The organism is Phreatobacter sp. (genome assembly GCF_016793595.1).
GTDB lineage: Bacteria > Pseudomonadota > Alphaproteobacteria > Rhizobiales > Phreatobacteraceae > Phreatobacter.
Genome location: NZ_JAEULY010000019.1, coordinates 103,316 through 123,781, shown reverse-complemented (window position 1 = coordinate 123,781; position 20,466 = coordinate 103,316). Strand labels below are relative to the sequence as shown.

The 20,466-nt window shown below is 68.9% G+C and carries 17 protein-coding genes and 1 pseudogene; 13 read left to right on the top strand and 5 right to left on the bottom strand.

Annotation, left to right across the window (positions count from 1 at the left end; all coding sequences use genetic code 11):
- Positions 1-137: 137 nt before the first annotated feature.
- Positions 138-1,841: a heparinase II/III family protein gene (locus JNK84_RS19325; RefSeq protein WP_293426897.1), complete on the bottom strand. Its 1,704-nt coding sequence runs from the start codon at positions 1,839-1,841 to the stop codon at positions 138-140.
- 197 nt (positions 1,842-2,038) lie between these two features.
- On the opposite strand from JNK84_RS19325, the gene JNK84_RS19320 reads away from it, so the two are divergent.
- The 6 genes and pseudogenes from JNK84_RS19320 to JNK84_RS23575 form a co-directional block, all read left to right on the top strand.
- A complete protein-coding gene (locus JNK84_RS19320) occupies positions 2,039-2,857 on the top strand; it encodes a DUF3108 domain-containing protein (RefSeq protein WP_293426894.1) in 819 nt (272 codons plus the stop codon).
- Between the two features lie 205 nt (positions 2,858-3,062).
- Positions 3,063-4,112: an ABC transporter substrate-binding protein gene (locus JNK84_RS19315; protein ID WP_293426891.1), complete on the top strand. Its 1,050-nt coding sequence runs from the start codon at positions 3,063-3,065 to the stop codon at positions 4,110-4,112.
- Between the two features lie 72 nt (positions 4,113-4,184).
- A complete protein-coding gene (locus JNK84_RS19310; RefSeq protein ID WP_293426888.1) occupies positions 4,185-4,976 on the top strand; it encodes an ABC transporter ATP-binding protein in 792 nt (263 codons plus the stop codon).
- An 8-nt stretch (positions 4,977-4,984) separates the two neighbouring features.
- On the top strand, positions 4,985-5,866 hold the full coding sequence (locus JNK84_RS19305) for an ABC transporter permease (protein ID WP_293426885.1): 882 nt from the start codon (positions 4,985-4,987) through the stop codon (positions 5,864-5,866).
- 86 nt (positions 5,867-5,952) lie between these two features.
- A complete protein-coding gene (locus JNK84_RS19300) occupies positions 5,953-6,243 on the top strand; it encodes a YggT family protein (RefSeq protein ID WP_293426882.1) in 291 nt (96 codons plus the stop codon).
- 8 nt (positions 6,244-6,251) lie between these two features.
- Positions 6,252-6,563 (top strand): annotated as a pseudogene (locus JNK84_RS23575) (DUF167 family protein); the annotation flags it as partial.
- A gap of 365 nt (positions 6,564-6,928) precedes the next feature.
- Here the strand turns inward: JNK84_RS23575 and hisE are convergent.
- The gene (gene hisE, locus JNK84_RS19290) at positions 6,929-7,297 is read right to left on the bottom strand and encodes a phosphoribosyl-ATP diphosphatase (protein WP_293426879.1); all 369 of its coding nucleotides are present in this window, start codon (positions 7,295-7,297) and stop codon (positions 6,929-6,931) included.
- Positions 7,298-7,508: 211 nt separating this feature from the next.
- On the opposite strand from hisE, the gene JNK84_RS19285 reads away from it, so the two are divergent.
- On the top strand, positions 7,509-8,408 hold the full coding sequence (locus JNK84_RS19285) for a DMT family transporter (protein ID WP_293426876.1): 900 nt from the start codon (positions 7,509-7,511) through the stop codon (positions 8,406-8,408).
- A gap of 9 nt (positions 8,409-8,417) precedes the next feature.
- Here the strand turns inward: JNK84_RS19285 and putA are convergent, their stop codons facing one another.
- Complete coding sequence (gene putA, locus JNK84_RS19280) at positions 8,418-11,558, bottom strand: bifunctional proline dehydrogenase/L-glutamate gamma-semialdehyde dehydrogenase PutA (protein ID WP_441343274.1); 3,141 nt, start codon at positions 11,556-11,558, stop codon at positions 8,418-8,420.
- Between the two features lie 86 nt (positions 11,559-11,644).
- On the opposite strand from putA, the gene JNK84_RS19275 reads away from it, so the two are divergent.
- On the top strand, positions 11,645-12,109 hold the full coding sequence (locus JNK84_RS19275) for an Lrp/AsnC ligand binding domain-containing protein (RefSeq protein ID WP_293426870.1): 465 nt from the start codon (positions 11,645-11,647) through the stop codon (positions 12,107-12,109).
- A 57-nt stretch (positions 12,110-12,166) separates the two neighbouring features.
- On the opposite strand, the gene JNK84_RS19270 is transcribed toward JNK84_RS19275, so the two are convergent.
- Entirely contained in the window at positions 12,167-12,373 is a 207-nt protein-coding gene (locus tag JNK84_RS19270; protein ID WP_293426867.1) for a hypothetical protein, read from the bottom strand.
- A gap of 108 nt (positions 12,374-12,481) precedes the next feature.
- Positions 12,482-14,827 carry a penicillin acylase family protein gene (locus JNK84_RS19265; protein WP_293426864.1) on the bottom strand — a complete coding sequence of 782 codons (2,346 nt, stop codon included), beginning with the start codon at positions 14,825-14,827 and terminating at the stop codon, positions 12,482-12,484.
- A 228-nt stretch (positions 14,828-15,055) separates the two neighbouring features.
- Here JNK84_RS19265 and JNK84_RS19260 point away from each other — a divergent pair, with 228 nt between their 5' ends.
- Genes JNK84_RS19260 through JNK84_RS19240 form a run of 5 tightly spaced genes read left to right on the top strand, consistent with a single transcriptional unit; the run spans position 15,056 to position 20,449 of the window.
- On the top strand, positions 15,056-16,063 hold the full coding sequence (locus JNK84_RS19260) for a BMP family lipoprotein (RefSeq protein WP_293426861.1): 1,008 nt from the start codon (positions 15,056-15,058) through the stop codon (positions 16,061-16,063).
- Positions 16,064-16,066: 3 nt separating this feature from the next.
- Complete coding sequence (locus tag JNK84_RS19255) at positions 16,067-16,807, top strand: MBL fold metallo-hydrolase (RefSeq protein ID WP_293426858.1); 741 nt, start codon at positions 16,067-16,069, stop codon at positions 16,805-16,807.
- A 47-nt stretch (positions 16,808-16,854) separates the two neighbouring features.
- Complete coding sequence (locus JNK84_RS19250) at positions 16,855-18,384, top strand: ABC transporter ATP-binding protein (protein WP_293426855.1); 1,530 nt, start codon at positions 16,855-16,857, stop codon at positions 18,382-18,384.
- On the top strand, positions 18,381-19,478 hold the full coding sequence (locus JNK84_RS19245) for an ABC transporter permease (RefSeq protein WP_293426852.1): 1,098 nt from the start codon (positions 18,381-18,383) through the stop codon (positions 19,476-19,478). The genes JNK84_RS19250 and JNK84_RS19245 overlap by 4 nt, the downstream gene beginning before the upstream one ends.
- Positions 19,475-20,449: an ABC transporter permease gene (locus tag JNK84_RS19240; RefSeq protein WP_293426849.1), complete on the top strand. Its 975-nt coding sequence runs from the start codon at positions 19,475-19,477 to the stop codon at positions 20,447-20,449. The genes JNK84_RS19245 and JNK84_RS19240 overlap by 4 nt, the downstream gene beginning before the upstream one ends.
- The last annotated feature ends 17 nt before the right edge of the window (positions 20,450-20,466 follow it).

Here is a 20,466-nt window from a genome sequence, read left to right as displayed (position 1 = left end):
GGCCACCGGAACTGCCGGCGGCGCGATCATCACGGGATTGTCTGGCGGGATGCTCGCCGGCGGTCGTCAAGGCGCAACTGCCGAACGTGCCTGAAATCTACCGGACCAGCGTCACGCTGTCAAGGACAATATTCCTGTCAAAGCGGCAGCTCCGGTTCCGGCGCCGTCTCCTCAGCCGAGCGGGTGATGCGGGCGAAACGCTGGAACTGCCAGACCAGCCGGGGCGTCTCGGCCGACGAGGCGACCGTCACGGCGAGTTGCAGGCTGCGGCGCGGCCCCTCGGGCATGGCGAGGGCGACGCTTTCCTCGATCGTGACCGGCACGCTTGCCGAGAACTGCCAGGCCTCGCCGTTCGGCAGGCGCAGCAGGATCGAGCGGGCGCTTTCGGTCGGGATCGGCTGGACGGCCGGATGCAGATGAAAGCGCGCGACATAGGGACAATCCGGCCCGTCGACGACATCCTCGCCGTGCAGCCGGTCGCCGTTCTCGCCGAGGCGGAGGTTGCGGGCATGGACGATGCCGAGCCGTGACCCATAGCCGTCATGCGCGGTCGCCAGCGCCAGTCCGCTGCGCCGCGCCGTGACGCTGCGCGGCCCGGCGATCAGGGCGCCGCCGGCGGCGCCGAAGCGCAGGATGGTGGCGGATGAACGGTCGGCGACGGTCAGCGTCGAATGAGCCGCGCTCTTGCGCGCCTCGTCCCGCCAGGCCGCGCGGTGAATGGCGGGGGCGCCGCAATTCATCACGATCAGCTGCCGCGCGGAGGACAGCTCCAGCGCGAGGCAGCCGGCATGGGCCGCCGATGCATGGGCCGGCGGCGGCGGCGCGCCGGCATCGATGATCACCACCGTCTCGCCGGCCGCGAGCCGTTCGTAGCCGCTATGGGTCGCCGAGGGCGAGGCGACGCCGCGGCTGTCGTCATAGGCGAGCGCGGTGGCGACCTGATCGATCACCGTCGGTCCCATGCCGTTGAACCGCGCCAGCGACCCGTCGCCGAGCTGGAAGAAGCGGATCATCGGCATCAGCCGGTCGACGGCGGTGAGGATCGCCGCCGGCGGCGTCTCGTTGCGCGCCGAGAACAGCTGGCGCAGCGGCAGAAGGTCGAGCACCAGCGGCACGAGGACGCCGGGATCGCGGCTGACATGGCCGCCATCGGCGAGAATCTGCCGGCCGAGCTCCAGGCCGAGGCGCTTCGAGGCCCAGGCCAGCAGCTTCGTCTCGCCGTCGAGGCAGAGGCTGGCCCCGACCAGCGCCGTCAGCACCGAGAGCCGTTCGGCGCCGGGCGGAACGGCGCGATAGCGGGCTTGGAGCAGGCGGACCTGCCGCCACAGCGCGCGCGAAAATCGCCGGTAGAACAGGCCGTCGCCGCCCGCCAGCAGCAAACCGGAGGCGGCGAGCCAGGCCCGGATGCGCTCGGCGGCGATGGCGGGCGCCTCATCGGCGGGTCGGCCGATGTCGCCGCGGTCGAGATAGGCGAGGACGAGACGGCGGCCGGCCTCTGCCGCCTCCGGTGTGCCCGCCGCGCGCAGATGGCGCAGCCAGCCGAAGCTTGCCAGCGCCTCGGCCCATTCGGGGGTCGGCGCCTCGGCCGCGAAGGGATCGGCCGCGGTGACGATCCGTCCGGCGAAGACATTGACGCCGGCCATGATCTCGTCGGCGCGCACGGGATCGGCGGTTCTCAGATCCTGCGGCACGAGAAGGATGCCAGGCGACGGCGTCCGGCCGACGCGCATCTGGATCACGGCGAGGCTGATCGGACGCGACCAGAGGGCGCGATAGCGCGCGGCGGCGGCAAGTCTCAGCCCCGCCAGCCTCTCCCCGAACCATGCGCCTGCGGCCGACACCCCCGCCGCCGTCCTTTCCGGGCCCGGCGGCCGCTCCGCGGCGCAGTCCTCGGGCTCCCCGGTCTATTGAATCCCATGGGGAGCGTTTCCAACCCATTAACCAGTTTTGCGCTTTCATGCGGCTGTCCGCCGGCCCCGTGATCGCCGTGCGGCGCCTGCCGCTCTGGTCTTCGCGCTGGTTTTGGAGTTTGCGTCCCGTGTCCCGATCGGTCCTCCTGTCCATTCTCGCCGCGACCACTGTCCTCGCCTCGCCGGCGATCGCGCAGGAGCGTGTCTCCGGCCGCTACGAGATCCTGATCGGCGGCCTGCAGGTGGGCATTGCCGGCTTCGAGGGGCGGGTGTCGGGCGAGAGCTATCAGGCCTCCGTGTCGCTGCGCCTGTCGGGCGTGTCGCGGCTGGTCGCGTCGGGGCGTGGCTCGGCTACCGCGTCGGGGCGGATCGCCGGCGCTCGCGCCGTGCCGGCGAACTACCAGCTCACCCTCAATACCAGCCAGCAGAACGATGCGATCCGCATGGCCATGGCCGGCGGCTCGGTGCGCTCGCATTCGGCCGAGCCGGAACGGCCGGCGGCCGGCGACGAGGTGCCGCTGACCTCGGCGCACCGGCAGGGCGTGCTCGATCCGCTCTCGGCGGGTTTCTTCTTCGTCGGCGGCGCCGGCCCGACCGTGACGGCGGAGGCCTGCGCCAAGACCTTTCCGGTCTTCGACGGCCGCCAGCGCTACGACCTGTCCTTCTCCTTCGCCCGCACGGAGACCGTGAAGGCCGCCGGCTATGACGGCCCGGCGGTCGTCTGCAACGCGCGTTACCGCGCCATCGCCGGTCACCGGCCCTCGGTCACCGCGCCGATGGAGGCGAACCGCGACATGCAGATCTGGCTGGTGCCGGTCGCCGGGACGCGCGCTCTTGTCCCGGCCCGCATCTCCATCCGCACGCCCATCGGCCTCGCGCAGATCGAACCGACACGGCTCGAACTCGGCGCACCCGCGACAACCGCCTCGATCCGCGGCCGCGACTGACGGACCCTTGCCTCAAAGCACAGCGTACCGCCGAATTCTTGGGCAATCCCCCGCATCTGCCTGAAAAATGGGTTGCCGTCCGTAACGGCATGGTCTTTGCTGCCTCGATAATCATAACGGTGCCGGTTCCGGTCTCGGAACGGTCACCGTCCGGCCATGCCCCTAGGGTAGGTCGAGGCACAAACCGACTTCCAAGGGCCCATCCATGACCGAGTTCCGTTTCCGCCCCTCCCGCCGCGACGCCCTGACGCTTGCCGGCGCGGCTTCGCTGCTGCCGCTTGCCGCCCCGGCGGTCCATGCCCAGGCCACGAACAACGTGCGCTTCACCCTCGACTGGCGGTTCGAGGGGCCGGCGGGCCTGTTCCTGATGGCGCTGGAAAAGGGCCATTTCCGCGCCGAGGGCCTCAACGTCACGATCGACGCCTCCTCGGGCTCGCGCGAGGGCGTGACCCGCGTCGCCTCCGGCACCTACGACATGGGTTTCGGCGACTTCAACTCGATGATCCGGTTCCGCGACGAGAACCCGACCGTCGATCTCAAGGGCGTCATGATGGTCTATGACCGCCCGCCCTTCGCGATCATCGGCCGCAAGTCGCGCGGCATCTCGACCGACGTGAAGAGCCTCGAGGGCAAGAAGTTCGGCGCGCCCGCCCCGGACGGCGCCTATGCCCAGTGGCCGATCTTCAAGGCGGTCAACAACCTCAACGATTCCGGCATGAAGTTCGAGAATGTCGGCTTCCCGGTCCGCGAACCCATGCTGGCCTCCGGCGAGGTGGACGCCATTTTCGGCTTCGCTCATTCGTCCTACATCAACCTGAAGTCGCGTGGCGTGCCGGACGCCGACATCGTCGTGCTGCACATGTACGACTATGGCGTCGAACTCTACGGCAACGTGCTGATGCCGAGCCCGGGCTTTGTGAAGGACAAGCGCGACCAGGTCGCCGCCTTCAACCGCGCGGTCATCAAGGGCATCCGCGACTGCATCGCCGACCAGGCGACGGCCGTGAAACTGGTGCTCGCCCGCAACGACGTCGCGCGGCAGGAGACCGAGGCCGAGCGCCTCAAGATGTGCATCGACAACTACGTCGCGACCCCCTGGGTGAAGGCCAACGGCCTCGGTGGCGTCGATCCCGTGCGCCTCGCCAAGTCGATCGACCAGATCGGCCTGACCTTCACCTACAAGAACAAGCCGAAGCCGGAAGACGTGTTCGTCTCCGACTTCCTCCCGGCGGCCGGCGACCGCCGACTGGCCTGACCCTTGCTTCGATCTTGAGCTTGCGGGGGCGCGAATGCCCTTGCCCCAATTCAGGCCGAAAGTGACATCTCCTTGCGTCCCTTCGTCGAACTGACCGGCGTCAGCCACACCTATGCGACCGGCGGCACGCTTGCCGTCGACAGCCTCGACATCAAGGTCAACGAGGGGGAGTTCGCCGCTGTCGTCGGCCCCTCGGGCTGCGGCAAGTCGACGCTGATGAAACTGGCGACCGGGTTGCAATTCCCCCAGAAGGGCGCGGTCGTCGTCGACGGCAAGGAAGTCCGCGATCCCGTGAAGATGGCGGGCATGGCCTTCCAGGCGCCGACGCTGCTGCCGTGGCGCACGACGCTGGAAAACCTGATGCTGCCGCTGGAGATCGTCGAGCCGCACCGCTCGCGGCTCAGGAAGCACAAGGCCGAATATGTCGCCAAGGCCGAGGCCCTGCTCGAATCGGTCGGGCTGAAGGGCGCCGGCGCCAAGTTCCCCTGGCAGCTCTCGGGTGGCATGCAGCAGCGCGCCTCGCTGTGCCGGGCGCTGATCCACGAGCCCAAGCTGCTCATGCTCGACGAGCCCTTCGGCGCGCTCGACGCCTTCACGCGCGAGGAGCTGTGGTGCGTCATCCGCGACCTGCACGCGCGCATGTCCGGCACGCTGACGGTGATCCTCGTCACCCACGACCTGCGCGAGGCGGTGTTCCTCGCCGACCGCATCTTCTGCATGTCGTCGCGCCCGGGAAAGATCATCGCCGAGCGGGAGGTCGAGTTCGCCCGTCCGCGCGACATCGAAATCACCTACACCCCGCAATTCTCCGACATCGTCCATGACCTGCGCGCCCGCATCGCGGAAGCGCGCGCGACCGCATAAGGCAGACCATGGACGCGATCGCGGATTTTCTTCTGACCAGCTGGCCCGTGGCGCTGGTCATTGCCTGCGGCGCCTATGTCGCGTGGATCTTCGCGAAGGTGCTGATGTCCGGCGCGACCGATCGCGCCAAGCTGTCGCTGCAACTTGCCCCGCTGATCTGCACGGCCGGAACGTTCCTGCTGTGGGAACTGTTCTGCAAGGCGCTGTCGATCTCGACCTTCGTGCTGCCCGCGCCGAGCGATATCGCCATCTCGCTCTGGCAGTTCCGGCGCCAGATCGGCCTGCACTCGTTCCATACGGCCTGGATGACCATTGCCGGCTTCGGCCTGGCGGTCGCCTTCGGCATCGCGCTCGGCCTGCTCTTCGGCGCCAGCCGGTTCTTCTACGCGGGATTCTATCCGCTGCTGGTCGGCTTCAACACGGTGCCGAAAGTCGCCGTGGTGCCGATCCTCGTCATCTGGTTCGGCGTCGGCTGGCTTCCCGCCGTGCTGACCGCGTTCATGATCTCGTTCTTTCCCATCGTCGTGAACGTCGCGACGGGTCTCGCCACGATCGAGCCCGAGACCGAGGACGTCATGAAGGCGCTCGGCGCCACCAAGTTCCAGATCATGACCAAGATCGGGATTCCGCGCTCGCTGCCCTATTTCTTCGGCTCGCTGAAGGTCGCGATCACGCTGGCCTATATCGGCTCGGTCATCGCCGAATATAACGCCTCGCGTTTCGGCATCGGCAACCTGATGGCGCGCGCCTCCGCCGACTTCAACGTGCCGCTGCTGTTCGCATCCCTCATCGCCCTCGCGATCCTCGGCGTCGCCATGTACATGGCCACCGTCTGGCTGGAGAACCGGATGACCGGCTGGGCGCAGCGCTCGTCCTTCGCGGCGGGCTGAACAGGTGCGGTGAAGCTGCCGCTTGCCCCTTGCGCCGCTGGACCCCATAAATCGGGGCCCAGACGCTCCACGCATACGGCGGCCCCATGAAAGCCATTCTCGACGTCGTCCTGATCGCCCTCAACCTCTACTGGTGGATCATCATCATCTCGGCGGTGATGTCCTGGCTGATCGCCTTCAACGTGGTGAACTACCGCAATCAGGTCGTCGCCCAGATCGACACGACCCTGCGGGCGCTGACCGAGCCGGTGCTCGCGCCGATCAGGGCGCGGATGCCGAATTTCGGCGCGGTGGATATTTCCCCGATCGTGCTGCTGCTCGGCATCATCCTGATCCAGCAGGTCATCATCCGCTACATCTACCCCAACGTGTTCTGAGCGGCGGCATGAGCGACAGGCCCTACCGGATCGCCGATGGCCGCCTGATGGTCGATGTGCGCCTGACGCCACGTGGCGGTCGTGACGCACTCGACGGCATCGATCGCCTCGCCGACGGTCGGGGCGTGCTGAAGGCGCGGGTGCGGGCCGTGCCGGAGGACGGCAAGGCCAATGCCGCGCTGGAGGCTCTGGTGGCGTCGTCGCTTGGGGTCGCGCGGTCGGCGGTCAGCGTGGTTCAGGGCAAGACGGCGCGGGTCAAGACGCTTGCGGTATCCGGCGATCCCGCGCTGCTGGCCAGCGCCGCGGCGAAGCTCGTCGGAACCGCCGCCGTCGCGCTGATGCTCCTTGCGGGTTCCGGTCCCGCGACCGCGCAATTCCTGCCGCGCGGCGACATCTGCGCCGATCCCACCCAGTTCCTGCGCACGCGCGCAACCGTCGAACGGGCGGGTCTCGCGACGCCCGAGCGGGCGAGACTGGTGCGGACCATCCGCGCCGCGCAGCAACTCGCCACGGAAGCCTGTCCCAAGCGGGACGGCTGGCTGATCCGCCGTGCCGTCGGCATGCTGAACGCGGTCAATCGCGAGGTGCGCCTGCCGCCGGTCGATGTGCCATTGTTCCTGCGGGACTGACGGGGCCAGCGCAAGGGGGCGGTCGGCGCCTGCCTGGCTCAGCCCTTGTCGAGGATTCAGCCCTTGTCGCCCTGGGGGCCGACGGTGACGCCGCCATTGATCACCGCGACCGGGCCCTTGTGCAGCTTTTCGGCGATGCCATAGAGCTGCTCGCGGCGCTTCATCTCGTTCCAGACGTCGTCGGGCGAGATGCCCATGTCGACCCAGAGGACGGTGAGGTTGTAGATCAGGTCGGCGCTCTCGCGGACCACTGCCTCGCGGTCGTTGGTCACCGCGTCGAGGGACACTTCAGAGGCTTCCTCCACCAGCTTCTTCGCCATCTTGGTCCGGCCGCCCTGGACGAGCTTGGCCGTGCGCGAGGTATCGGCCACGTTGCGGCTGATCCGGGTCACGGCCTCGTGCAGTCGTTCGATGGTGCTGGACATCGTGTGCGGGTGGTCCTCGTTCCTGCTCGAATCAAAGGTCTATTTCAGCGGATGAATGACGCTGCCACAGAATTGCGGCCTGTCAATGATTGCAACCGAGACCATGGGATGCGCTGGCTGAAGCAGGGCTGAACGGAGGAAGCGGGTGGCGACGGCGGCTGCATCCGCCGATAAAGATAGGCATCGCTCCTCCTGCCCGACAGGCCTGTCGATGACCTCCCGCGAATGGGCCCTGCTGCTAGCGCTCTCTGTTCTCTGGGGCGGGTCGTTCTTCTTCGTGCGTGTCGCGCTCGATGGTCTGCCGCCGCTGACGCTGGTGCTGGCCCGCGTCGGCATTGGCGGGATCGTCCTGCTGGCGGTCCTCAAGGCCATGGGGCAGGCCTTTCCGCGAAGCCGGGAGGTCTGGGCGACACTCGCCGTCATGGCGCTGCTCAACAATCTGATCCCGTTCTCGCTGATCTTCTGGGGCCAGACCGCCATTCCCGCCGGTCTCGCGGCCATCCTGAACGCCACCACGCCACTGTTCACGGTCATCGTCATGCATCTGTTCACGGCCGACGAGAAGGCGACGCCGCCCAAGGTCGCCGGCGTGCTGACGGGTTTCGCCGGGGTCGTCGTGCTGGTCGGGCCCGCCGCCTTCGGCGCGCTCGACACGCCGCTCTGGGCGCTTGCCGCCTGCCTCGCCGCCGCCATCTCCTACGCGTTCTCGGGGCTCTGGGGCCGGCGCTTCAAGCCGCTGGGGCTGACCCCGGTCTTCACCGCATGGGGGCAGCTCACGGTGACGACCATCGCCATGCTGCCGATCGTCGCCATCGTTGACCGGCCATGGACGCTCGCCATGCCCGGCTGGCCTGTCATCCTCGCCGTGCTCGGCCTCGCGGCGCTCTCCACCGCGCTCGCCTACATCATCTTCTTCCGCATCCTCGACAGCGCCGGCCCGACCAACCTGCTGCTGGTCACGTTCCTGATCCCTGTCTCGGCGATCCTGCTGTCGAGCCTGTTCCTCGGCGAGCGGCTGGCATGGACGCATTTCGCCGGCATGGGCCTCATCGGCCTCGGCCTCGCCGCCATCGACGGGCGGCTGTGGAAGCTGGCGACGGGCAAGGGCTAGCGTCGGGCGCTAGCCTTCGCCGCCCGCCAGCAGGCTGGCATTGCCGCCGGCCGCCGCGGTGTTGACCGAGACGACCTGTTCCAGCGCGAAGCGCGGCAGGTAGTGCGGCCCGCCGGCCTTCGGCCCGGTGCCGGAGAGGGCCGAGCCGCCGAAGGGCTGCGTGCCGACCACCGCGCCGATCATGTTGCGGTTGACGTAGACATTGCCGTTGGCGAGCCGCTCGACGATCTGCTCGGCGACCGTGTCGATGCGCGAATGCACGCCGAGGGTCAGTCCCGTGCCGTTGCCGGCGATGCCGTCGAGAAGCTGCGGCAGGGCGCCCGCCTTCCAGGTCGTGACATGCAGCACCGGGCCGAAGACTTCCTCGGTTAGATCCTCCGGCCGCGTCACGCGGACGATGGCGGGCGGCACGAACAGGCCCTTCGGCGCACCGGCGGGAACGGGCGCCTGCCAGATGAGCCGGCCTTCTGCCTTTGCCCGGGCGACCACCGCATCGAGCTTCCCCTTCGCCTCGGCGTCGATCACCGGTCCGACATGGGTTGCGGGATCGGCGGGATCGGCGATCCTGAGTTCGGCCGCCGCGCCGCGGATCATCTCCAGCATCCGGTCGGCAATGTCCTCCTGCAGGCAGAGCAGGCGCAGCGCCGAGCAGCGCTGGCCGGCCGAGCGGAAGGCCGAGGTCACGACGTCGTCGCTCACCTGTTCGGGCAGGGCCGTGGCGTCGACGATCATGGCGTTGATGCCGCCGGTCTCGGCGATCAGCGGCACGATGGGGCCGCGCTTGGCCGCCAGCGCCCTGTTGATGATCCACGCGACCTCGGTGGAGCCGGTGAAGGCGATGCCGGCGACGCGCGGGTCCGCCGTCAGCAGCGCGCCGACCTTGCCGTCGCCGGGCATGAGCGCCAGCGCATCGGCCGGCACGCCCGCCTCGTGCGCGAGTTTCACGGCGGCGGCCGCGATCAGCGGCGTCTGCTCTGCCGGCTTGGCGATCACCGCATTGCCGGCCGCGAGCGCGGCGGCGACCTGGCCGAGGAAGATGGCGAGCGGGAAATTCCAGGGGGAGATGCAGACGATGGTGCCGCGTCCGCGCAGGGTCAGACGGTTCTCCTCGCCGGTCGGGCCGGGCATGAGCTGGCCCTCGCCGAAATGGCGGCGCGCCTCGGCAGCGTAATAGCGGCAGAAGTCAACGGCCTCGCGGATCTCCGCGACGGCATCGTCGAGCGTCTTTCCGGCCTCGCGCGCGAGCAGGTGACAGAGCATGCCGCGCTCGGCTTCGAGCCTGTCGCCGAGGGTTTCGAGAATCTCGGCGCGGCGCGACACCGGCGTCCGGCTCCAGCGCCGGAAGCCTTGCCCGGCGGCGGCGAAGGCGGCGGCGACGGTCGTCGCGTCGGCCTCCTCCACCGTGCCGATAGCACCTCCGTCGACCGGACTCGTGACCGGCCGCGCCGTGCCGGCCATGGCCTTGCCGCCGACCAGCGGCCGGGCAGCTGTTGGCGCGCGCGCTGCTCCCGCCGCGATCTCCGCCCTGAAGGCGGCGAGCGCGTCGCGATCACCGAACTCGACGCCCGCCGAGTTGAGGCGCGAGGGCGCGTAGAGATCCTTGGGTAGGGGCAGGCGATGCGGCCGCGCGTCACCAGAGGTGCCGATCCAGCTCTGCGGCCGCGTCAGCAGCGTCTCGACCGGGACGGCCGGGTCGGCGGAGGCCGAGACGAAGGAGGAATTGGCGCCGTTCTCCAGCAGCCGGCGGACAAGATAGGCGAGCAGGTCGCGATGACCGCCGACCGGCGCATAGGTCCGACAAGCCGCCTGCGGCAGGTCCGCGAGGAACTGGTCGTAGAGCGCTTCGCCCATGCCATGCAGACGCTGGAACTCGAAGCCTTGCGACTCGCCGGCTTCTTCGAGGATCGTCGCGATGGTCAGCGCGTTATGCGTGGCGAATTGCGGATAGAGCCGGGGCCGCGCGGCCAGCAGGCGGCGCGCGCAGGCCATGTAATTGAGGTCGGTCATCGGCTTGCGGGTAAAGACCGGGTAGTCGGCAAGGCCGCGCTCCTGCGCGCGCTTCACCTCGGTGTCCCAGTAGGCGCCCTTGACGAGGCGCACCATGAGCTTGCGGTCGTGCCGGGCGGCGATCTGCTCCAGCCATTCGATCACCGCCAGCGCGCGCTTCTGGTAGGCCTGAACGGCAAGGCCGAACCCGTCCCAGCCGGCGAGCGAGGGCGAAGCCAGCACCGCCTCGATTACCTCCAGCGACAGTTCCAGCCGGTCGGCCTCCTCGGCGTCGATGGTGAAATTGAGGTCGTGTGCCTTCGCGGCTTCCGCGAGCTTCAGAATCTGCGGCACCAGTTCGGCCATGACGCGCGCGTGGCTGACCGCCTCGTAGCGCGGATGCAGCGCGGAGAGCTTCACGGATATGCCGGGCCGGTTGGGCAGCGTCTCGTTGCCGGCGGTCTTGCCGATGGCCTCGATGGCGTCGCGGTAGGAGGCGAAGTAGCGCGCGGCATCCCCGGCGGTGCGCGCGCCCTCGCCGAGCATGTCGTAGGAGTAGCGGAAGCGGCGCGCCGCGCCGGCCCGGCCGAGCGCCTCGGCGATCGTCTGGCCCAGCACGAAATGCGAGCCGAGCAGGCGCATGGCCTGCCGGGTCGCCGCGCGCACGGTCGGCAGTCCCAGCCGCTTGCCGATCGTTTCCAGGATGCCTTCGGGCGTCTCGCCGGGATGGATGACGCGGGCTGTGACGCCGAGCGCCCAGGCGGAGGCCGATACCAGCCAGGCCTCGGACTTGGTCGCGCGATGCGCCCAGTCGGTGCCCGACAGCTTGTCCTCGATGAGCGCATCGGCGGTGCGCGAATCCGGCACGCGGAGCAGCGCCTCGGCCAGAACCATGAGGGCGAGGCCCTCCTTGGTGGTCAGCGAATATTCGCGCAGGAAGTCCTCGATGCCGCCCAGCCCGCCCGACCTGGCGCGGATCGCCGCGATCAGCTGCCGCGCATGGGCATCGATCCGCGCCTCCGCGGCTGCGGGAAGGCCGGCTTCCGCCAGCAGCCGGGCGGCAATGGCCTCGTCAGCTTCGGCATAGGGAGCGTCGAAGGAAGGCTTGGATGGCACGGGGGATCTCAGTGTTTGGCGTTCGATATCTCTACCATAAGCCAGCATGTCATGTGTTTCGATAGATTGTTTTCCAGTTTGACAGTGATAATCTCTACAATGATACACATTTACAGAGACTATCGCCGCCTGCCATGACCGCTCCGCTCGACAACCTAGACCGCAAGCTGCTCCGCCTGCTTCAGCAGGACGGACGGATCTCCAATGTGGAACTGGCCGAGCGCGTCGGCCTGTCGCCGACCGCCACGAGCGAAAGGGTGAAACGGCTCACCCGCGAGGGCATCATCGCCGGCTATGGTGCGCGGCTTGATCCGGTGAAGCTCGGCCGCGGCTTCCTCGTCTTCGTCGAGGTGACGCTGGACAAGACCACGCCGGATGTCTTCGACCGCTTCTCGGCTGCGGTGGCGCGCGCGCCCGACGTGCTGGAATGCCATCTGGTGGCTGGCGGCTTCGATTATCTCGTCAAGACGCGCGTCGCCGACATGGCGGCCTACCGCATCTTCCTCGGCGATGTCCTGCTGTCGCTGCCGGGTGTGCGCGAGACGCGGACCTATGCCGTGATGGAGGAAGTGAAGGCGACCGCCAGCCTGCCGGTCTGAGCCTGGTTCGGTGTAAACCCGCGACGCGGGCTTGTTGCATCCTCGCGCAAGGAGACTTCAGGTCTGTTCCGGCGCGGACCAGTCGCAGCCGATCTCGTCGCCGCGCGATGAGAAGCGCGCCGGGCCGGCAAGGCGATCGGCGTTCTCGCGCGCCTCGCGCGCGAGTTCCGGCAGGCGCCCGCCGCTGCCTTTGCCGCTGCGGATCATGACATCGATCGCGGCCAGGGCACGATTGAGCGCGGCGAGGGCGTCATTGTTCGGCATGGGGGCACCTGTCTGCGACTGAACCCAGGCAGGCTAGGAAAGGCCCGTTTCAGCCACACCCCTTTCACCGGCGGCAATGTTGCCGCCGCCGAAATATGGCTCCCGGCATCAGCCGGGCGTGAACAGCGTGCGACTCTCCAGCGCGGCATCGACCGCCGAAGCCGAATAGGGCAGCGGCACGTAGTCGCCCTTGATCCAGGTTTCGAACAGGTCGCGGTAGTGCGGCGAATTCGGGTCGCCGGACTGGCCGGGCGTGTTGACCACCACCGAGCGATCGAGATCGGCGAGGTCGGCAACGAAGCGGAACGACGAGCCCATCATCGTCCGGAAGTCGTTGGGACGATAGCCGGTATGCATCGGCGTCACGCCCGATCCCTGATGCGGCAGCGGCCCGATGGACCAGGCCTTGGCCGTGTCCGGCGGCAGCAGGAAGGTCAGCGGATGCTCGAAATAGCCGTGGTGCAGCTTGCCCCAGGCCCAACCGGCCGGATCGGGGCCGAGCAGCGTCTTCATCTCGGCATAGGCGGCCCCCAGCGAGCGGAGCAGGAGCGCGTCGCGGCCCTGCGCGGGGTTCGCGCCGAACCGGTCGTCGGGCTGCTCGAGCGCCTCCAATGTGCCATCGACGTCGCCGGGCACCATCAGGGCGTGGAGATCGGGCGCGACGAGCGCGTTCCACAGCCCCCTCTTGAGGTGGCGCGACCACCAGAGTTCGAACAGCGCGCCGGCGCCGGTCTCCTTCGTCAGCGCATGATCCCAGCCGGCGAGCAGGGCGAGCGCGGCGGCCGTATCGGCGTCGGTGCTGGCAAGGCCCGACAGGAGCTTGCCGAGGCGGCGTGCCGGGATCGACACGACGTCGGTCTGCAAGGCGCGCGAGGTTGCGAGCGTATGTGGCGAGACCGATGACAGCACTTCCTCGATGCGGGTCGCGCGGGCGCGGTCCACCCATTCGAAGCCGAACGGATAGGCCTGATGGTCCCAGCCGTCCGGCACGTTCATCTCGTTGGCGGAGAAGACGAAGCCGTGAGGGGGGTTGCGCACCAGCGGAGCTGCCGCGCGGTCGCGCCAGCCGGCCCATTCGTAGCGGCCGTCGCCGGGAACCGGCAGCAGACCGTCCCAGTTCGGGCGGATCGGGTTGATGCCGGCAGGCATCCAGGCGATGTCGCCGGCCTTGTCGGCATAGACGAGGTTGCAGGACGGCGTGCCCCAGGTCACCGCCGCCGCGCGGAACTGGTCCAGCGATTTCGCGCGCATCAGCTTGTGGGCGATCAGATAGGGCGCGGTGCCCGGCTCGAAGCCGGCCGAGCGGACCGCATAGGCGCGGTTCGCCTTGGTGTCGGTATGCACGACCGGTCCGTGGCGGGTGAACTTCAGCGCCAGGACCTGGTCCGGATGGCCCTTGACCGCGACGCGCTCCTCGACGGTCCGGAACCGCTCCCAGCCGCCCTGGTAGCGGTAGAGTTCGGGATCGTCGGGATTGGTCTCGTAGACGTAAAGATCTTCCTGGTCGATGTAGAAGATGGTCAGGCCCCAGGCCATGGTGCCGTTATGGCCGATCATCACGCCGGGCACCGAAGGCTCGCCCGCGCCGACCACGTCGAGGCCCGGACAGGTCAGGTGCACGATCGAGCGCAGCGATGGCATGCCGTGAAGGCGGTGCGGGTCCGAGCCGAGGATCGGCAAACCGGTATCGGTCTTCGAGCCGTGGATGGCCCAGTTGTTCGAGCCGGTATATTGCGCGTCGAGCACCACTTCGAGCAGGTCGGTGGTGACCCGCCATTTCGGCGCGTCCTCCAGCTTCGCCGCGAGACGCTCCTTCGAGAAGGTGGCGTTGGCGGTGGCGAGCTTGACGATGTCGAGCACGGCCATGGGCACCGAGGCGGGATCGAGCCCTTCCGGCACGACCGGCGTCACCCTGGGCTCCAGATAGCGGCGCAGCAGGTCGGTGCGGTGGTCGGCCTTGGCGAGAACCTGGCAACGGAGGATCTCGGACAGGGCGTTGCGCGAGAGCGAATGCGTGCGCACGCGCGAAACATCCTCGGGCGCCCATTTCGCCGGCTTCGTGCCGAGCAGGCCGAACTCGAACGGCAGCAGCGAGGGGTCCTTTTCGGTCATCGCGACGAAGGCGTTGATGCCGTTGGCGAAGGCGGTGAAGTTCGCCTTGGCTTCTGGTCCGTAGGCGGCGAACTCGGCTTCCGCGTCGCCGCGATAGAGGAACAGCCGCGACGCGCGGTCCTGTTCGAGATAGCCGGGGCCGAAATCGGCGGCGAGCAGGCCGAGCCCGCGCTTGCGGAACAGGTCGATCTGGAACAGCCGCTCGCGGGCGGCGTGGAAGCCCTGAAGGAAGAACAGGTCCGGCTCGTTCCCGGCCCGGATGTGCGGAATGCCGTTGGCATCGATCCCGATGGTGCCGGGCGCGGACAGGCCGGGCATGCTGAGCGTTTCGGTCTTGGTCATGGATGTTCCGGCCTCATCGGGGGACATGGACTCTGCACAGGCGATGCCGTGCTGTCATCCGGGCAGCGCGGGGACGAGGCGTGCATTTGCTACGGTCATATCGGCAAGCGATGCGCTGCGCCAGGTTTGCGGATACCGGCGGCTTTTGGGCTGGACAGGACGGGGCCGCGTGCCAGACTGCCTGTTTCAGGCTGCCTGGCGGCGCGAGTGCGCGAAGGGACGACGGCGATGGCTCTCTGGCTCCAGCGGCTTGCCGCGACGGTTCTCCTCGTGATCGGTGCAACCGTGGGTGCGCTGGCCCAGTCCTTCGCCCCCGCGCTCGTCTACGATCTCGGCGGGCGCTTCGACAAGAGTTTCAACGAGGCCGCCTTCACCGGCGCCGAGCGCTTCAAGGCCGAGACCGGCATCGCCTATCGCGAGTTCGAGATCCGCAACGATACCCAGCGCGAACAGGCGCTGCGCACCTTCGCCCAGCGCGGCCAGAATCCGATCATCGCGGTCGGCTTCGCCTTCCGCGCCGCCATGGAAAAGGTCGCGGGCGAGTTTCCCAATACGCGCTTCGTCATCATCGACGCGACGGTGGACCGCCCCAACGTCCAGAACATCCTGTTCCGCGAGCACGAGGGCTCCTATCTCGTCGGGCTCCTCGCGGCGATGAAGTCGCAGACCGGCGCCATCGGCTTCGTCGGCGGCATGGACATCCCGCTGATCCGCAAGTTCGCCTGCGGCTATGTGCAGGGCGCGCGCGCCGGCCGCGCCGACATCCGCGTCATCCAGAACATGACGGGCACGACGGGAGCGGCCTTTTCGGATCCCGTTCGCGGCGGTGAACTGGCGCGCAGCCAGATCGCCCAAGGGGCGGACGTCGTCTACCACGCCGCCGGCGCCACCGGCATCGGCGTGCTGCAGGCAACGGCTGATTCCGGCAAGCTCGGCATCGGTGTCGATTCGAACCAGAACGCCCTGCATCCCGGCCGCGTCTTGACCTCCATGCTGAAGCGCGTCGACGTCGCCATCCATGCGGCGCTGGTGGCCGGCCGCGAGGGGCGCTGGTCGTCCGGAACCACGGTTCTCGGTCTTGCCGAGAACGGCGTCGACTGGGCCGACGACGAACACAATCGCCCGCTGATCACGCCGGCCATGCGCGAGGCCGTCGTGAAGGCGGCCGATGACATCCGCGCCGGCCGGCTGCGCGTCCATGACGTGATGGCCGCCGGCGACTGTCCGGTGCGCTGAAGCATGCAGGTTACAATTGTCGGTTCGGGCGATGCCTTCGGCTCGGGTGGCCGCTTCTCCACTTGCCTCCATGTGACGACCGTCGCCGGCGCGAACATTCTTGTCGATTGCGGCGCCGGTTCCATGACCGCGATCAATCGCGCGGGCATCGACCGCAATGCGATCCAGGCGATCCTGTTCACGCATTTCCACGGCGACCATTTCGGCGGCCTGCCCGCCTTCATGCTCGATGCCCTGTTCAATGTCCGCCGCCGCGCGCCGTTGCTGATCGCCGGCCCCAAGCGCGTCGCCGAATGGGCGAAGGCAGCCATGGAGGCAGCGTTTCCCGGTTCGTCCGGCAATGCCTATCCCTTCGAGGTGACCTATCAGGAAGTCGCGCCGGACATGCCGGCCGAGGTCGCCGGGATCGGCGTCATTGCCTTTCCGATGGTGCACGACCCGCGTGCCGGCCCGTGCCTCGGCTACCGGCTGGCTGCGGACGGCAAGGTGTTCGCCTATGGCGGCGACAGCGCCTGGACCGATGCGCTCGTGCCGCTCGCGGCCGGCGCCGATGCGCTGCTCGTCGAGTGCTACACCTACGACATCCCGCTGAAGAACCACCTCGACTGGAAGACACTGGAAAGCCGCCTGCCGGACCTTGCCGCGAGGCGCATCGTGCTCACCCATATGGGCCCGCAGATGCTGGCCAACCGCGAGAAGGCGACGCTCGAATGCGCCGAGGACGGCATGGTGATCGATCCATGATCGCGGTCTTGTCATGACAGGGATTTTGCCATGACGGCGGCTGTGCGATGACCGGGCCCGCGCCCGCCGTCGCCATGGGCGGCATCGACAAGCGCTTCGGCGCGGCGGCGGCGAACAGGGCGGTCGACTTCACGGTGGCGCGCGGTTCGATCCATGGTCTCGTCGGCGAGAACGGCGCGGGCAAGTCGACGCTGATGTCGATCCTCTATGGCTTCCACGCCGCGGATGCCGGCACCATCGCCGTCAACGGGCGCGAGGTGGCGATCGGTTCGCCGGCCGATGCCATCCGGCTCGGCATCGGCATGGTCCATCAGCACTTCATGCTGGTGGAGGCCTTCACCGTGGTCGAGAACGTCATGCTCGGCATGGCGACGGGCTTCCTGACGGCGAAGGCCGAACGCGGCGTAAGGGCGCGCCTCGCCGAACTCGCAGAAGCCTATGGCCTTGCGATCGACCCCGACGCGCGCATCGCCGACCTGTCGGTTGGCGAGCTCCAGCGCGTCGAGATCGTCAAGGCGCTGGTCAAGGGTGCGGAAATCCTGATCCTCGACGAGCCGACCGCCGTGCTGACACCACAGGAAGCGGAGCGGCTGTTCGTGCTGCTGCGCCGGCTGGCGGGCGAGGGCCGTTCCATCGTCCTCGTCACCCACAAGCTGAAGGAGATCATGGCCGTGACCGATCATGTCTCGGTCATGCGACGCGGCGAAATGGTGGCGACCCTGACGACCGCCGCCACCAGCCCGCGCGAACTTGCCGAGCTGATGGTCGGCCGCTCCGTCCTCTTCGACCCCGATCGCAAGGCGCGGCCGCCCGGCGTCACGGTGCTGACCGTCGAGGGCCTGTCGCTGATCGACGCACGCGGGCAGAGGCGGCTCGACGATGCCAGTTTCCAGGTGCGGGCCGGCGAGATCGTCGGGGTGGCTGGCGTCTCCGGCAATGGCCAGTCCGAGCTGCTCGACATTCTCGCCGGGCTGCGCCAGCCGACCAGCGGCCGCATCCTGCTCGACGAGGTTCCGATCCGGCCGGACGAGGATCCCTTGGCGCTGCGCGAACGGGGCCTCAGACACGTGCCGGAAGACCGCCTCAGGCGTGGCCTCGTTGCCGCCTTCGACGCGGCTGACAGCGCCGTGCTCGGCTGCACGCCAGAGCCGGCCTTCGGGCCCGGCCCGTTCCTCGATCGCGCCGCCGAGATCGCCGATTGCGAGGCCCGGATGAAGAGCTTCGACATCCGGCCGCGCGCGCCGATCCTTGCCACGGCCCTGTTCTCCGGCGGCAACCAGCAGAAGCTGGTTCTCGCGCGCGAGATGGAACGCGCGCCCAGGCTCCTTCTCGTCGGCCAGCCGACCCGTGGCGTCGATGTCGGGGCCATCGCGTTCATTCATGCCCGCTTGATGGCGCTGCGCGATGCCGGCGCGGCGATCCTGCTGGTGTCGAGCGAGCTCGACGAGATCCTCGCCCTGTCCGACCGCATCCTCGTCATGTGCGGCGGGCGCGTCGTCGGCGAGCGCCACGCAGGCGAAACCGACGAGACCGAACTCGGGCTGATGATGGCGGGCCTCCACGGGAGGGCCGCGTGACGCTCCCGCCCCGCTGGCTTGGCCTTGTCCTGCCGCTCGTGAATGTCGCCATCGCGCTGGCTGCCGCCGGCCTGCTCGTGCTCGCCATCGGGGAGAGCCCCGTCGAGGCGGCAGGCATTGCCTTCCGCGGGGCGCTCGGCTCTGGCAACGGCATCGGTTACACGCTGCACTACGCGACCAGCTTCGTGTTCACCGGGCTGGCGGTCGCCGTCGCCTTTCATGCCGGCCATTTCAATATCGGCGGGGAGGGGCAGGCGCTGATGGGCGGCCTCGGCGCGGCGCTGGTGGCGCTGGCGCTGCCGGGCCTGCCCTGGCCGCTCCTGCTGCCCTTGGCGATCCTCGGCGCCGCGCTCGGCGGAGCGGCATGGGCCGCCATTCCCGGCTGGCTGCAGGCCTATCGCGGCAGCCACATCGTCATCACAACCATCATGTTCAACTTCATCGCCGGGGCGTTGCTGGTCTATCTGCTCGCGGGACCGCTGCGCATGGCCGGCTCGATGGCGCTGGAAACGGCAGCGCTCCCGCCGGCGGCGCGGCTGCCCTCGCTCGCCGACCTCGCCGCGCGGTTCGGGATCGATCTGCCGCGCACCCCGCTCAACCTCTCCTTTGCGATGGCGCTTGTCGCCTGCCTTGCCGTATGGGTGCTGATCTGGCGCACCCGACTCGGCTACGCCATCCGCACGGTTGGCGCGAATGCGGAGGCCGCGGCCTATGCCGGCATCTCTCCTGCGCGCGTCACGGTCATCGCGCTCGCGCTGTCCGGTGCGCTTGCCGGCCTGATGGCGACCAACGAGATCCTCGGCGTGCAGGGCCGGCTGATCAACGAATTCGCTGCCGGCGCGGGGTTCGTCGGCATCGCCGTGGCGCTGATGGGGCGCGGCCATCCCGCCGGCATCCTCGCCGCGGCGCTGCTGTTCGGCGTGCTGGCGCAGGGCGGCGCGGAACTCTCGTTCGAGAAGCCCGCCATCACCCGCGACATGATCGTGGTGATCCAGGGCCTCGTCATCCTGTTCTCCGGCGCGCTCGAGGGCATGGTCCGCCATGGCGGCCTCGCGCTCGCGCAGCGGCTCGGCCGCAAGGCGGTGCCGGCATGAGCGGCTGGCTCGCCCCTCTCGCGGCGCTCGACAGCGCGGTGCGGCTCGCAACGCCGCTGATCTTCGCCTGCCTCGCGGGGCTCTGGTCGGAGCGGGCGGGCGTTGTCGATATCGGCCTCGAAGGCAAGATGCTGGCCGCCGCCTTTGCCGCCGCCGCTATCGTTGCGGTCGTTCCCAATCCGTGGCTGGGCCTGCTCGCGGGCATCGTCGCCTCCGTGGCCTTCGCGCTCGTCCACGGCTTTGCCACGATCACCTGGAACGGCAACCAGATCGTCTCGGGCATGGCGCTGAACTTCCTCGCTGCCGGCCTCACCGCCGTCCTCGGCAATGCCTGGTTCGGACAGGGCGGCCGCACGCCGCAGCTTGCCGGCGAGGCGCGCTTCGGCGAGGTCGCGCTGCCGCTGGCGGGCGTCGCCGATGCGGTGCCCTTTGCCGGCAGTTTCTATGCCGAGGTCGTTTCCGGTCATTCGCTGCTGGTCTATGCGGCCTTCCTGCTGGTACCGCTGACGGCGTTCCTGATGTTCCGCACGCGCTGGGGCCTCCGCCTGCGCGCGAGCGGCGAGAACCCCGCCGCCGTCGAGACCGCCGGCCTGTCGGTGGCGCGGCTGCGCTATTCAGCCGTGCTGGTCGCGGGCATCTTCTGCGGCTTTGGCGGCGCCTATCTCTCCATCGCGCAATCGGCCGGATTCGTGCCCGACATGACCGCCGGCAAGGGCTATATCGCCCTCGCCGCGCTGGTCTTCGCGAAGTGGCGGCCCTGGGCCGCGCTCGGCGCCTGCCTGCTGTTCGGCTTCCTCGACGCCATGGCGCTCAGGCTTCAGGGCGCCAGCCTGCCAGGCGTCGGCGCGATCCCGGTTCAGGCGATCCAGGCTTTGCCCTATATCCTCACCGTGATTCTGCTGGCCGGCTTCATCGGCCGCGCCGTGCCGCCGAAAGCCTCCGGCGCGCCCTACGTGAAGGACCGTTCGTGAGCGCCGATCTCGACGAG

Excerpts from the sequence above, each read along its gene's own strand:
- JNK84_RS19300 (WP_293426882.1), top strand. The coding sequence starts at position 5,953 with ATGAAAGCCATTCTCGACGTCGTCCTGATCGCCCTCAACCTCTACTGG.
- putA (WP_441343274.1), bottom strand. The coding sequence starts at position 11,558 with ATGCTGGCTTATGGTAGAGATATCGAACGCCAAACACTGAGATCCCCC.
- JNK84_RS19285 (WP_293426876.1), top strand. The coding sequence starts at position 7,509 with ATGACCTCCCGCGAATGGGCCCTGCTGCTAGCGCTCTCTGTTCTCTGG.
- JNK84_RS19270 (WP_293426867.1), bottom strand. The coding sequence starts at position 12,373 with ATGCCGAACAATGACGCCCTCGCCGCGCTCAATCGTGCCCTGGCCGCG.
- JNK84_RS19255 (WP_293426858.1), top strand. The coding sequence starts at position 16,067 with ATGCAGGTTACAATTGTCGGTTCGGGCGATGCCTTCGGCTCGGGTGGC.
- JNK84_RS19240 (WP_293426849.1), top strand. The coding sequence starts at position 19,475 with ATGAGCGGCTGGCTCGCCCCTCTCGCGGCGCTCGACAGCGCGGTGCGG.
- JNK84_RS19265 (WP_293426864.1), bottom strand. The coding sequence starts at position 14,827 with ATGACCAAGACCGAAACGCTCAGCATGCCCGGCCTGTCCGCGCCCGGC.
- hisE (WP_293426879.1), bottom strand. The coding sequence starts at position 7,297 with ATGTCCAGCACCATCGAACGACTGCACGAGGCCGTGACCCGGATCAGC.
- JNK84_RS19305 (WP_293426885.1), top strand. The coding sequence starts at position 4,985 with ATGGACGCGATCGCGGATTTTCTTCTGACCAGCTGGCCCGTGGCGCTG.
- JNK84_RS19260 (WP_293426861.1), top strand. The coding sequence starts at position 15,056 with ATGGCTCTCTGGCTCCAGCGGCTTGCCGCGACGGTTCTCCTCGTGATC.
- JNK84_RS19275 (WP_293426870.1), top strand. The coding sequence starts at position 11,645 with ATGACCGCTCCGCTCGACAACCTAGACCGCAAGCTGCTCCGCCTGCTT.
- JNK84_RS19315 (WP_293426891.1), top strand. The coding sequence starts at position 3,063 with ATGACCGAGTTCCGTTTCCGCCCCTCCCGCCGCGACGCCCTGACGCTT.
- JNK84_RS19250 (WP_293426855.1), top strand. The coding sequence starts at position 16,855 with ATGACCGGGCCCGCGCCCGCCGTCGCCATGGGCGGCATCGACAAGCGC.